This window comes from Thermoproteus uzoniensis 768-20, assembly GCF_000193375.1.
GTDB lineage: Archaea > Thermoproteota > Thermoprotei > Thermoproteales > Thermoproteaceae > Thermoproteus > Thermoproteus uzoniensis_A.
This window is the reverse complement of the sequence record NC_015315.1, coordinates 78,827-91,865: the sequence shown is the minus strand read 5'-3', so window position 1 is coordinate 91,865 and position 13,039 is coordinate 78,827. Positions and strand designations below refer to the sequence as shown.

11 protein-coding genes are annotated in these 13,039 nt (G+C 62.5%); 2 read left to right on the top strand and 9 right to left on the bottom strand.

Annotated features, from left to right (window positions below; translation table 11 throughout):
- The 3 genes from TUZN_RS00430 to TUZN_RS00420 all read right to left on the bottom strand — a co-directional run bounded on the left by TUZN_RS00430 (position 1) and on the right by TUZN_RS00420 (position 3,674).
- On the bottom strand, positions 1 to 651 hold the full coding sequence (locus TUZN_RS00430; protein ID WP_013678933.1) for a hypothetical protein: 651 nt from the start codon (positions 649 to 651) through the stop codon (positions 1 to 3).
- A gap of 261 nt (positions 652 to 912) precedes the next feature.
- A complete protein-coding gene (locus tag TUZN_RS00425; protein ID WP_013678932.1) occupies positions 913 to 1,839 on the bottom strand; it encodes a diphthamide synthesis protein in 927 nt (308 codons plus the stop codon).
- A gap of 26 nt (positions 1,840 to 1,865) precedes the next feature.
- Complete coding sequence (locus TUZN_RS00420) at positions 1,866 to 3,674, bottom strand: DNA topoisomerase (RefSeq protein WP_013678931.1); 1,809 nt, start codon at positions 3,672 to 3,674, stop codon at positions 1,866 to 1,868.
- A 126-nt stretch (positions 3,675 to 3,800) separates the two neighbouring features.
- Here TUZN_RS00420 and TUZN_RS11280 point away from each other — a divergent pair, with 126 nt between their 5' ends.
- Positions 3,801 to 4,331, top strand: a complete 531-nt coding sequence (locus TUZN_RS11280) for a hypothetical protein (protein ID WP_013678930.1) — start codon at positions 3,801 to 3,803, stop codon at positions 4,329 to 4,331.
- Here TUZN_RS11280 and TUZN_RS00410 read toward each other — a convergent pair.
- The 5 genes from TUZN_RS00410 to TUZN_RS00395 all read right to left on the bottom strand — a co-directional run bounded on the left by TUZN_RS00410 (position 4,318) and on the right by TUZN_RS00395 (position 11,190).
- Entirely contained in the window at positions 4,318 to 6,078 is a 1,761-nt protein-coding gene (locus TUZN_RS00410; RefSeq protein WP_013678929.1) for an ATP-dependent DNA helicase, read from the bottom strand. The two genes, TUZN_RS11280 and TUZN_RS00410, sit on opposite strands and share 14 nt — an antisense overlap.
- A 28-nt stretch (positions 6,079 to 6,106) precedes the next feature.
- Positions 6,107 to 7,204 (bottom strand): D-proline dehydrogenase, encoded by a 1,098-nt coding sequence (dpdh, locus tag TUZN_RS00405; RefSeq protein WP_013678928.1) that lies wholly within the window; start codon positions 7,202 to 7,204, stop codon positions 6,107 to 6,109.
- Entirely contained in the window at positions 7,201 to 7,356 is a 156-nt protein-coding gene (locus TUZN_RS11180; protein ID WP_013678927.1) for a hypothetical protein, read from the bottom strand. The genes dpdh and TUZN_RS11180 overlap by 4 nt, the downstream gene beginning before the upstream one ends.
- 27 nt (positions 7,357 to 7,383) lie before the next feature.
- Complete coding sequence (locus TUZN_RS00400) at positions 7,384 to 8,700, bottom strand: APC family permease (RefSeq protein ID WP_013678926.1); 1,317 nt, start codon at positions 8,698 to 8,700, stop codon at positions 7,384 to 7,386.
- Between the two features lie 126 nt (positions 8,701 to 8,826).
- The gene (locus tag TUZN_RS00395; protein ID WP_013678925.1) at positions 8,827 to 11,190 is read right to left on the bottom strand and encodes a tRNA(Met) cytidine acetyltransferase TmcA; all 2,364 of its coding nucleotides are present in this window, start codon (positions 11,188 to 11,190) and stop codon (positions 8,827 to 8,829) included.
- Between the two features lie 95 nt (positions 11,191 to 11,285).
- Between TUZN_RS00395 and TUZN_RS00390 the strand changes: the two genes are divergently transcribed.
- On the top strand, positions 11,286 to 12,071 hold the full coding sequence (locus TUZN_RS00390) for a hypothetical protein (RefSeq protein WP_013678924.1): 786 nt from the start codon (positions 11,286 to 11,288) through the stop codon (positions 12,069 to 12,071).
- Between the two features lie 59 nt (positions 12,072 to 12,130).
- Here TUZN_RS00390 and TUZN_RS00385 read toward each other — a convergent pair whose 3' ends face one another.
- Positions 12,131 to 13,039, bottom strand: coding sequence for a thiamine pyrophosphate-dependent enzyme (locus TUZN_RS00385; RefSeq protein ID WP_013678923.1), 909 nt, complete (start codon positions 13,037 to 13,039; stop codon positions 12,131 to 12,133).

Here is a 13,039-nt window from a genome sequence, read left to right as displayed (position 1 = left end):
TTATTTGAGCCTCTGCAGTACGTCGACTATGGCCTGCTCGTGCGCCAGCCTCGTCTCGTTATATAGGCGCCAGGTGTACTGCTTGATGTGCTCGGACACCGGCAGTTTAATCGGCTTGTGCAGACCCACGGCGCGCGTAGTCACGACCACCAGCAAGGTCTTGTTGTCTAGCAAGAACACGGTGCTCGAGATGGCGTACGCGCTGTATATCACCGAGAAGTTGCCCTCTATGCTACCACCGGAGGCTCTGACATCGTCCATATCGAAGAGGACGTACACGTCGCGGTACTTGGACAGAGGCGTCTTCATGTAGAGCCACCTCGCCTCCGATACGGGCACGGCGAGCCGCCTCCAAGAACCGCCCAAGGCGTACGGCGCGAAGGGTATGCCGTTCACCGTGTAGTTGATCCACATGCCGCTGCCGTTGAGGATGAGCTTCACCACCGTGACGTTGCCGTTGGAGCAACGCCCGGCGAGAGCCAGCACGGAGCCGTTGCCGGCGAGCGGGCACGTCAGGACGAACGTGGCGTTGCCCACGGGCGGGCGCCATATAGGCGCCTTCTGCGGTATGGCCGTAACCGTCAACGCGGCTACAACAGTTATAGATAATATAATGGCAACAACTATATATGTATATTTTTTCTGGATCATATATTATGATATATAGTTGTGGGCGTTAATGCCGGACCTCATACTCCAAGCCCAAGCGCCAGCGGCGTCCGAACTCCGGCCGGAGTTATCAACTGCACCCATCCAGCGTACGCGGCCGCGATCGGCTGTAGCTGGCATAGCCTGCGCGGGCCCTACAGCCGATATTACAACCATTGGAATTACTACAGATTTTGGATTCACGGCTGTATTCTACTCGCCCCCTTTATACCTTTCTCTTATCTAGTTTTACAGCCTCTGCGGCTATAGGAGGCGGGCTATGTTCTGTGGGGTGAACCCCTCGAGCTCGTGTAGGTTTATGACGGGGGTCCTCATCCTGTCCTGGTCGTCGAACCCTATCCGGGGACAGGCTGTGTTGATTATCAGATCGGCGCCTAGGTCGTCCAGGAGCTCCGGCGACGCCTCGTCGACCTCCACCACCACGCCGCCGACCTCCTCCGCCACCCTCTCGGCCTCCTCTCTCTGCATCTGGCCCGGCTTCCTCGAGACGACGACCACGACCCTCTCCCTACTCGACATGTAGGCCCTCCCCTTGAGCCCCATAAGCCTCCTGAACTCGCCCTCCACGGGGAAGGCCTTGCCCTTGAAGGGGTCGTAGCCCCAGACCTCGGCGTCCGGGTAGAAGAGCTTGACGGCTAGGGGGTAGAAGTAGCCGGAAGCCACGACGACGGCGGAGGCCCCCGGCGGCTCGCCGACCCAGCAGCCGGTTATGGGCTCTCTGGCCACCTCCATGGAGTGTTGCAGGGCCAGCTCCTCGGCTATCAGCCGGTAGGGCACGGGGAAGTAAATCTTGCCGAGCGGGGGCCGGGGGAGGTTGGGGGGAGGGACGTAGTAGACGGGGACGAAGTATACCTCGACTCTGTCGGTCTTGAGGAGGTAGGTGTCGACGTCTATCTTCTCTAGGGAGCCGCCGGTGTTCTTCTTGAGGAGGTAGCCCACGTTGGGGGGAACTCCGTGGCCTAGGTGGACCACCCTCTTGGCTCTCATGTACTCGGCGTCGGCAAGGCCCACGTCGCAACTGCCCCAGACCGGCCTCCCAGACACTTTGGCGCCGGTCCTCTTGGCCAGCTCCACGGCAACCCACTTGAAGCCGGGCGGCGACTCTATCAGCGCGTCCGGCCCCAAGAAGGACAACACCTCGTCGGGCACTATGAGGTTCCCCAGCTCCACGGAGATTCCCTATTCCCTATATAATACTATTGTTTTCTGTCTGGGCCCTCCTTCAGGGCCTTGACGAGCTCGCCGGCTATCTCGGCTTTCTTGTCCTCGAGGAATTTGTAGTACTTCTTAAACTCCTCCCTTATAGCCGCGACGACCTTGGAGGGGTCCATGCGGCCCGCCGCTATCTCCTGTAGCGCGGCCTCCATTTTGGACCTCACCTCTGGGTCGATTATGGGCCTCGCGTGTTTCATGAGGGCTGTGGCGAGCGACATGCCGAGGGGCGTCGGTATGCACTTGCCGCCGGCTATCCTCATGTACCCCCTCAACACGTTTGTGTGTATGTGGTCCTGCATAGTGGCGTCGGTCCCTATGCCGTACTTCCTCATGAGCTTGAGGAGCTCCGACTCGGTCATGCGGGGCGGGGGCTCGGTCAGCCTCCTCTCTATCTTGGCCGAGAGGAGCTCGGCCGGGTCGCCTCTCTTGACATAGGGCAACGGCTCCTCTTCCTCCTCCTCGTAGGGGTACACCGTCCAGTACCCCTTGGAGATTACCTTCCTCCCCTCGGCCTCCAGCACCAGGGGACCGAAGGCGGCGGCGATCCTCTGCCTCTCCACCACGGCCGGAGGGCTCAAGGTGGCCAGGAAATGCCTCACGACGAGCTCGTATATCTTCCAGCCCCTCTGCCCCAGCCTCGCCTCTATCTCGCCCCTCCCGGCGCCTCTCGTCGGGTGTATGGGCGGGTGCGCCCCGTCGTCGCTACGGCCTCTCGTCGGCGTGAAGGGCCTCCTCAACAGATCCTCCGCGTACTGCCCGAACGGCGTGTTCCTCAGCTCCTCCAATATGGCCCTCAAGTCGAGGGTGGGCGGGTATATGGTGGTCTCGGTGCGTGGGTACGAGATGTAGCCGAGCCTGTAGAGCTCCTCCGCGATATCCAACGCGGCCTTGGCCCTTATGTTCAGCCACCGGCTCGCCCTCCTCTCCAGCTCGACTGTCTCCAGCGGCACCGGCGGCCTCACCTCGGCCTTCTCGTACCTAGCCTCGGCGATTCTCCCCTCGGCCTTCCTCGCGGCGGCCAGCGCGGCCTCGGCCTCCTCCCTCCTCTTAAACGGCTTGGAGCGCATCTCCACCTCCCCGCCGCCTGTCCCCACGACGGCCCTCACGACGAAGTACTCCTCAGGCTTGAAGTTGAGCCTCTCGAGCTCTCTGGAGACCACGAGGCCCAGGACGGGGGTCTGGCAGGGGCCGTAGCTGAGGAACTTGCCGAAGGGAAGCGCCGACGAGTCCTCTCTGCGGACGGAGAGCGTGAGGAGCCTTGTGAAGGCGGCGCCTATGGTCAAGTCGCTGGCCATCCTGGCGAACACCTTCTCCACCACCTTGAGGTCCAGGTCGACGGGTCTGGCGAAGGCCCGCGTTATCTCGGCCTTGGTCACTGCGTTGAACCGCACGCGCTTGAACCGCGCCGCGGGGTTGACGACTCTGACCTGCAGAACCACCTCGTAGGCGATGGCCTCGCCCTCCGAGTCGGCGTCCAGCGCTAGATAGACCACGTCCTGTCCTCTAGCCAGCGACCTCAAGGCGTAGAGGTACTTCAGAGTCTCGGGCCTCGGCGTGAGCACCACGGCCTCGTCGAAAAGCCGCGCCGGGTCAACAGCCCCCCACCTGTTCATCTCCTGGGGGAAGTCGAAGTCGAGTATGTGGCCGCTCAGCCCGAGGCTCACCGCGCTGGCCCCGTCGTACTTGAACCTGTAGGCCGAGACGCCCGATACCTTAAAGCTGGAGTACGTCCCCCCGAGATATTTGGCTATTGCCTGGGCCACAGACCTCTTCTCGGCAACGATGAGCACGTCCCGTCATCGCCCCGGCTATAAAAGCAGATCTGCTAAATCCCAGCCCGTCGGCGGTCCGCCGTTTTAAGCGTCTCGGCCGGCCGTCATTCGCAACTTTTTTATAGAAGGTAATACGTAGGGGGCATGTCTAGCGAGGAGTCTGGAGGCGAGGAGAAGCCTCTGAGGAGGCCGCCTTTGCAGAGACCTCCGGCGCCACAACAGCAGCCGCCGCCTCCGCAGCCAGGAGCCCAGCCCCCGCCGCCGCAACCGCTACAGCCGCCTCCGCCTCTGCCGCCCCCTCCGCCGCCGGCGACCACGGGCCCCTATCCCTACCCGTACCCGTTGCCCAGGGCGACGCAGAGGGCCTACCCGCCTCCCCCGCCTCCGCCTCTGCCCCTCCAGCCGCCTACCCAACAGCCGCAACAGCAACAGACGGCTCCGCCGCCTAGGAGGCCTGCCCAGCCCGCCGGCGGCCCGACGGCGCCTCAGATGCTACCCCTCGTCGGAGCCGTTGTCGGCGTGGTGGGCGCCGTGTTGGGCATAGTGTCGTTCCTCTTCTCGCTGGGCGACGTGGGGAGGGCGGTCGAGATGTTGTCCATATCGCTCGCGGCGACCGACGTCGTGTTGGCCATAGCCCTCTTCGCCATATGGAGGGCGTTTTTCAGGAAGAGGTAGCGAAGAACCGCCCCAGCTCCCTCCTCAGCCCCTCCTCGTCCTCGACTATCTTGGCGCCTCTCAGGAGATCCTTCAGCTGGACGTAGACGTCCGGTTCGAGGAATCTGTGGTCGAGGAAGACGAGGGCCCCCCTATCGCCCGGCGATCTGAAGAGCCTGCCTACAGCCTGCCTGACCTTGACCACCGCACTGTATAGGTATACGGCGTTCCACGCGGCCTCGGGGCCCAGGCCCGGCGAGAGGTCCTCCACCCTCTTGTCGAGGTAGTAGTCGCGCTCCGGGTACGGCACGCCGGCGATGACCACCGTCGATAGGAGGTTGGCCCCGTCCCTAACGTACTCTACGCCCTCGGCCAGCTTCCCTCCCGCCACGGCGAAGACGGCGAATTTGGAGCCCAGCTCGATCTCCTCGAGGTCGGTGTCCCTGGCCTCCACGTAGAGCGGTATGTTGAAGGATAGGTATTTCCTGACGGCCTTGAGCAGGTCGTAGCTGGGGAACACCGCCAGGACGCCCTTGGGCGAGGCCGAGACGGCCGCCGCTATTCTTCTGGCCATCGCCTTGTACATCTCCTCGCCCCTCGCGCTGTACTTGGACGTAACGGACCTATCGACGACGGCGAGATAGTTGCCGGGGCCTATGTACTTGTCGAAAGGCACGTCGAAGACGCTCGGGCTCCGTTGGAGGGGCACGGCCTTAATGAAGAGGTCCACTGGGAGGGAGCCGCTCATGAGCGCGGCGGCCTTGGCCGACCCCAACACGGCTGATATGGTCCGCGACACGTCGTAGGGGACCGCCTTGAGCCGTACCCCCTCCTCCGACTCCTCGGCCAGCACTAGATACCGCCCTCCCTCCCTCAAGGCCTTGAGGAACTCGGCCACGGCGACTAGTGGCGAGTAGGGCGTCGACCCCTCGTCGGCCTTCCGCCTGACGACCTCAAGTGCGGCTCTCTCTATCTGCCCAGGCTCGTCGAAGAGGGAGAGGGCGTCCCCCACCGACACGGGGCCCGGCCTCAGCTCCTTGAGCCCTCTCTGGGCCTTGTACAACGACGCAGCCGCTTCCTGTTCGCCGTATTTCTCGGCGTCTGCCCTAGCCCTCCTCACCTCGGCCTCGGTGATCGAGACCGAGTTTATCGACGCAACGGCGTCGGGGAGGGAGTGCGCCTCGTCGACTACGAGGACTGTCCGGCCGAGGTCGACCCACTGCTCCGCCCTGGGGCTGAAGGCGTAGAAATACGTGGCGACGACTACGTCCGCCCAAAGCGCCAGGGCCTTGGCCGACTCGTAGGCGCAGGTCCCCGCCTCGCATGCGGCCTTGACGAAGGACCGAGGCGCCAGCGGCGTCTCCGGCTCGAATGGCTTCGGGGGGTAGTACTTGCATTTTCCCAGACCCCTCAAGTAGCGGCACTCGGCGAGGAACTCGGCGTATGGGAGGCCTCTCAACTCCTTGTAGCAACACATGTCTTGCTTGTTCCTGAGGAAGGCGTACCTCACCTCGACGCCGCGGGCCCTCAGCCTCGCGAGCTCCTTCAGCGGCTGCAACATCTCGTTCTTGGTCCTCACGAGGTAGAGGACCTTGGCCCCGGCCTCCTCCGCATACGTCAACGCGGCGGCGAGCGCGGCGGCAGTCTTGCCTAGCCCAGTCGGCGCGTTGGCCAAGACGACTCTGCCGGATCTGAATCCGTCGAGTATTGCAACTGCGAGCTCCCTCTGGAAGGGCCTAAAGTCGTCGTAGGGGAAGAAGCGCTCCACCGGCTAGAACCCGCCTCCCCGATAAAAATTATTTGAACCTAGACGACGGGAACTTCGTCGACTTGATACGGCCCAACGCCAGGTCGGCGGCCGTCCTGCCTAGAGCCGGCCCGAAGGTCCAGCCCAGCCTACAAGCCCCCGCGGCGACGACGAGCCTCTCGCCTATCTTCTCCAGTATGGGGAGCCCGTCGGGCGTGCAGGGCCGGTAGCCGACCGCCATGTCGAGGACCTCTACCTCGCCCAACAGCTTCCGGGCGCCCGCCAACACCTTCTCCGCCGGCGAGTGGTCTTCCGTCGAGTCTAAGTCGAAGCGCCCGGTGGCCTTAACCCACCCGCTCAGGGGGACGACCGCCACGCCGGTGTCTGCGAGGTCTATGAACATGGCCTTAGGCCTCCTCGACGCCTTGACGCGGAAGCCGTAGCCCTTGAAGGGCGCCACGGGCAGTCCGAGAAGCCTCGACGTCCTCCACCCGGCCGCCACGACCACGACGTCCGCCTCGACCCTCTTCCCGCCGGCCACGACGTAGCCGTCGCCCACAGCCTCGGCGTATGCGGCCACGCGCCCGGGCGAGGCCTCGGCGAGGAGCCTCCTGGCGGCCAGATCGGTGGAGAGCTTGGCCGCCTCCAGATACGCGACAGCCTGCCTCCCCTCGAACTCGGCCACCTCGAACCTAGGCCTCAGCGGATCTCGCCTCAGCTCCTCGACCTCGGCGTCGAGGTCGGCGACTAGCTCGTACAGAGGCTCCTCGGCGTAGTCGAAGTCGTTCTTCTCCTCGGCCAGCCTCCTGTATTCGGCCCACGAGAACCTCCCCATCTCCCTCACGGCCTCCCAGACGTCTTCGCCCGGATCCCTCCCGTAGGCCTTGACGTAGGCCAGAATCCACTTGACGTCGATGTGGCGTATGCGGGCCGCGCCTTTGGCCAACATGGAGAGGTAGGCGGCGGGATAGCCGACGACGTTTATCCTGTTTATCTTGAAGCGGGTGAACTCCAATATGCCGGCGGCGGCCCTAGAGGCCTCCCCGGGCTCGGAGCCGTCGACCAAGACGACGTCGGCGCCCTCCCTCCTCAGATAGTACGCGGCGAAGAGCCCGACAACGCCTCCCCCCACTACCAGCGCCCTCATGCGTACCCCCACCGCCGTAGCTTCTCCGTTATCTGCCCCTCCTCGTCCGGCAGAAGTTGCCTCAAAAGCTCGACGACGTATTTCTCAACGTCGTCGTAGCCGGCCTCGGCCCTCTGGAGGCGTTTGTATAGATTGTCGGGATGCGGACGCACATGTGCGGCTTCTGGCTGGCTTAATATTTATTCCTCTTCCTCCTCGCCGACGATCATCTCCCTTATTTCCGCTAGCAGGAAGCCGAGCACGAGAAGGGCCATGAAGCCCGTCACGATCGGGAGCGGTATGCCGCCTATGCTCTGCAGAAGGAGGTACGTGGTCAACGCAGTGGCGGCCACCGAGAGGGCCAGCTCGGGCGCCCTCTTGCGGATTCTCTTGAGCGCTATCCTGAGCAAGGAGAAGTTGGCGGAGACGTGGACGATCGAGTTGGCCAACATGGATATTAGGGCCAGCGCGGCGAAGGCGGCCGATAGGCCTAGGGAGATGTACGAGGAGTAGAGCGTCAGTGCGTACAGCGCTATTGTCACCAGCGACGCGTATAGAGGCCCAGACCGCCCTTTGACCTCGCTGAGCTTTCTCGGTATGAGGCCGTGGAAGGACATGGCGTACAGCGTCCTGGAGGCGGCTATCATGAAGGCCAGTGTGGCGAGGACGCCGTCGTTTACGGCGGCGAACAACACGAACGAGAGGGTCAGTAGCCCGAACCTAAGCGCTATGAGGTCCAGCACCGAGCCGCCGGCCCCGCCCAAGTAGATGAAGTGGTCGGCTATTGCGTACACGTCGAGGGCGGCGAGGCCCCCTCCCATTAATATAACGGCGACTATGGCCAGAGGCACGTTGCGCCTCGGGTTTTTGACCTCGCCCGACACGGGAGTTATGGAGCCGTAGCCGGTCGGGATGCCGGCGCCGAGTATCGCCGCGGCGGCCAGAGAGCTCGGGGCGACGGCGGTCGCGAGGGGGTTGTAAAACCGCCAGCCGGTCGACGAGAGGAAGAGGAAGGCGACTGCGGCCATGGCGGCCGCCTCGACCATGCTGGCCACCATGGCGTAGCGCGCGGTGGGCTTTATGCCGAGGATTAGAAATATCGAAGACACAGCGAAGATCGATGTGAGGACCAACAGCGGAGGTAGCCCCACAACGTTGACGAGGACGGAAGCGGCGGCGATCACGTAGGCCGCGCCGTAGAGCACGGCGTATATCGTGTAGAGCCAGCCGGTTTCGAAGCCAAGCCTCTTGGTGAGGGAGTAGTACGCATATGTGTAGTAGCCGCCCGCCTGTGTGAATCTGGTGGACAGCCTGTAGACCACCAGCCCGTTGACCAACACCATTAAGGTCCCGAGCAGTATAGCCACAGGGGCGATAGCCCCCACCGATGTGAACACCAAGACGCCGTAGGACAGTATGCTGAGGAAGGGCGACTGTCCGCCGAAGCTCAAAAAGACGAGGTCGAGGAGGCCTATCTCTCGCCGCAAGACGCGGCGAGTCTCATAGCTGGATTCCATACGGCGCCACTTTTTACATATGTATTTAAGCTTTAAACCATTCAGCTATCTCGACGCCGAGGCATTGTGGGCCGAGGACGACCTAACGGCGCAATGTGCATCCTCGAGAGGCCGACGCCGCGGCCGTCAGTCCTCGCCCCTCACCACGCCGACTACGAAAAGCGGCACCTCGAACTCGCCGCCGTAGTAGTAGAAGAGCAGTATCTTGACTATCTCTCTCAACATGAGCATGAGGGTGCCTCTCCTTATTTTGACGCTCTCGGCGGCCTCCTTCCACGGCCTCGCCTGGAGCACTTTCGAGACTAGGGCCAGCTCTAGGGCCTCGTCGAGGGAGGGCCTCTTGGCCTTGGAGGAGTAGAAGTACTGCGCCGCGAGGAAGTACAACGCGTCGGAGACGTTCTCGAAGGTCATGGGGCCCACCGCGTAGGCCACCAGCCTGTCTATCTGGTTGCGGGACAGCTTGGGCTTGGGCTCTATGTCCCAGCCCCAGTCCTCCAAGAGCATTCTCGCCTCGGCGGGGTCTAGGTCGCTGTAGGGGCCCATCAGCGAGTGGAGAAGGCGCCGTCTGAACTCCACGTTGGCGTACCTCACATACTCGGCGGCCTTCTCGTTGAGGGGCTTTATGAGGAGGACGCTGTACTCGCCCGATACGGGGTTGCGCTCCGGCGATATGTGTATGGGCACGTAGCCGTTCCTTATCCAGAACTTGAGGAGCTTGCCGTAGACGCCGAAGCCGACGCCCACCCAGTCGTAGCCCCTCCTCCTCGCCTCCTCCTCGACCATCTTAAGGGCCTCCGTGCCGAGCCCCATGTCCTGCGCCGCCGGGTGCGTCGCTATCCTCACTATCCTCCATCCCCTCAGCCTCGCGAAGTCGGGCAACCGCCAGTATTTCAGGAAGCGGTCTGGCAGTATGTTCCCCGGCAACTTGAGGCCCCTCAGCGCGTCGTCTATGAAGTCGTCGCCGAGGCCCCCCTCCTCCGCCAGCTCCAGAGACACCACTATCTTCCCGTTCTCCAGGGCGACGGCCCGCGCGGTGTGGTGCGGCGCGTCGAGGAGCATCCCCAAATCGTCGGGCTCGTTCCTGTAGTGGGCCTGGACGTATATGCCGAAGAACCTGCGCAGCCTCTCCTCGTCCGAGACTATCTCCTCCTCGCCCAGGTAGCGTAGCCTCTTCTCCCTTATGAGCTCGTAGTCCTCGTCGCCCAGATCGTCGGGCTCGGCGTCGAGCAGGAAGGCGTCGAACAGCCACCTCTCTACGGGGTCGCCTCTGCCGTAGCGTATGGGCTCCTCCATCTCGTATATCCTCACGTCCGTGTCGGGGTCCTTCTTGAGGCTCTCGAGGAACCTTATGGAGAAGCCCCTCCCGGCGCCCTCATAGCCGTGGATAGTGGTCGCGAAGATAGTGCGGTCGAACTTCTTGTGGGCGGCGTAGAGTATGGGGAGAGGCACGGCGGCGGCCTCGTCCACCGCCACTATGTCGGCCCTCTCCCGCTTGAGCAACTGGTACGGCGTTATGAAGTCCACGAATATGCCCTTCGCCTTGACGGAGCGGATCTCTCCGCCCTCCTTCTCCACGCCGGGCTTGTAGCCCAACGCCTTGAGGCCTTTCAGGAGAAATTCGGCGAGCGTCTCCATGTTGGGATACTCCATCGCGCTGACCACCAGCTGTACCTGCGACTTGGCCTTCCTCAGCCTATGCCCGAGCCCCGCCAGGCCCAGCCCCAACGCCGCGCTCTTCCCTCTGCCTCTGTCGGCTATCACTACTAAGACTTGCTTCCGCTTGGGCTTCTCGTAGAGCTCCTCCATCATTTTGAGGACCTCCACCTGGTCTTGCGTGGCGGCGAGCTGGTAGATCTTGACGGGGATAACCGCCTTCTCCGGCACCTTGACCTCCGGCCTGACCCACTCTGGAGGCTCCGAGGAGGGCCTCTTGAGCACCTCCCCCCTCTCCGCGTCGTACACGACTATGCCGTCGTGCTCCAACAGCTTCCGCCAGAACCGCTCCTTCATCCTATGCCTCACGTCGTCGGGCTTGTACTGCGGCACCAACAACGTGGCCTGGAACTTGGTTATGTAGGACTTCCAGACGTCTAGCGGCGGCACCGCGAGGACGTAGAGCCCCCCGCCGGCCACGACGCCGCCCAGCCTCCCCACGTCGTTGGGCTTCAAGTCGTTGATCAGATCAAGGACGGCGAAGTCGTAAGTCTTGCCGAGCAACTTCGGCGTGTCCTTATACGGCCTGAACTCGACCTCCAACGAGGATCCCTCGAGGAGATCCCTGACGTAGTTCTGCCTCCTGTTGGCGTCTGCGTACTCCGGCTGGAACATGTAGAGCCCCTCCCCGCCGCCTGCGGCCGACTCGAACGCCCTCAAGGCATCCGCCACCGCCTCGGCGACTTTCCGGTCGTCCACCCCGACCACGGCCACGAGCCTCCGGTGGCGGGCCCTCCGGGCCTTCGCCAACTCCTCCGCCAGGACCTCTTTCAGCACAGCACGGCCTCCCGGTGGGGTTAAAACGTTTCCGGACCGGCGCGGAGGCGGGCCTGTGTAACCTCAGAAGTTTATATTTAGGAGATAAACACTACGTGGGCCTTAAGGAGGAGTTTCTTCGTCTTTTGCGTGAGGATGAGGAGTTTCGCCTAGCTGTGGCCGGCCTTTTAGGCCTTGACGAGATTCTGAAGGAGCTCAGACGCCTCCGGGAAGACTTCACGACCTTTGTAAAGGCAGAAGAAGAACGATGGAGAGAGAACGAGAAGAGGTGGGAAGAGAGCAACAAGCGTTGGGAAGAGAATGAGCGTAGGTGGCGGGAGAACGAAAAACGCTGGGAAGAGAACGAGAGGCGTTGGCGCGAGTGGTTCGAGACTTGGAAGAAGTTCCTTGAGGAAAACGAACGCCGTTGGCAAGAAAACGAGAGGAGGTGGGAGGAGAATCGCAAGATGTGGGAGCAGTGGTTCGAGACTTGGAGACGTTTTCTCGACGAATATTTCGCATTTAAGGATGAGGTCAATAGGAGGTTTTCTCGGCTTGAGGAGAACCTAGGCGCGTTGACTGAGGCCGTCTTTAGCAGATATGTCTGGGAGGATCTCTCGGCGGATATAAGGGCGGCTGGGGAGTTTGTTGTTAGGCGTGTTAGGAATGCTGATTTTGACGGGGTTGATGTGGATCTCCTCGTGGAGACTGACAAGAAGATTTTCGTCGTGGAGGTCAAGGTGAGGCCGAAAATTGAAGACGTAGGGGCACTCCTAGCGAAGGCCGAGGTGGTGGCGTCTAGGCTGGGAAAGCCCACGGTGCCGGTCCTCGCCGGCACACAGCTAGGAAAAGAGGTGGAGGCCTACGCGAAGGAGAAAGGAGTCCTGGTCTACATGTATTAGAGACTGCCGGGTTTAGGCTTGTAGTAAGTCGTTGTCGTTCTGCTACGTTAGGCGCATCCTCACCCGAAGTACGACATGAGCTCCGATATCTTCTCCTTCGACAGCTCCAGCGGGGCTTCTATGGGCGCCTTGCCTCCCAGCAACTTCGCCACTTCCTCCTCGTAGGCGGGCAGATCCTCCCTTCTGTAGAAGATGCCTATGGGTATCTTGCCGTAGGGATCCAGCGTCGGCCACTCGAGGGCTCTCTTGTAGGCTTGTTCGAAGTCTGCGGGGTCGTGGCCGACCGCCTCGAGCTTGTAGACGCGCGCCCTGAACCAGTCGTAGGTGTTTATGCGGTTGAACGTGACGCAGGGGCTCAAGACGTCGACCAGGGCGAAGCCTCTATGCCTCAACGCCTCCGAGATTATCTGGGCGAGGTGGGCCACATCGCCGCTGAAGCCCCTCGCCACGAACGTGGCCCCCGCCGAGAGGGCGAGGGCGAGCGGGTTGACCGGCGAGTCTATGGAGCCGTAGGGAGTCGTCTTGGTCTTCACGCCCTTGAGGGTGGTCGGCGACATCTGGCCGGTGGTGAGGCCGTAGACCTGGTTGTTCGACACTATGTACACGACCCCCACGTTGCGCCTCGCGGCGTGTATCAGATGGTTGAGGCCTATGCCGTAGCCGTCGCCGTCCCCGCCAACGCCTATGACGGTCAGCTTGGGGTTAGATATCTTTATGCCGGTGGCCACGGGCAGTATGCGGCCGTGTATTCCGTGGACGCCGTAGGTCTTCATGAAGTGGGGCAACTGCGAGGAGCACCCTATCCCCGACACCACCACGACGTCCTCGTTCCTCGCCCCCACCTCGGCCAGCGCCCTCCTCAAGGCCTCCAGTATGCCGTAGTCGCCGCAACCGGGGCACCAGATAGGGGCCCTCGCCACGGCGAAGTCCATGGGCTTTCTATCGACCTTTACCTTGACCGACGCCAT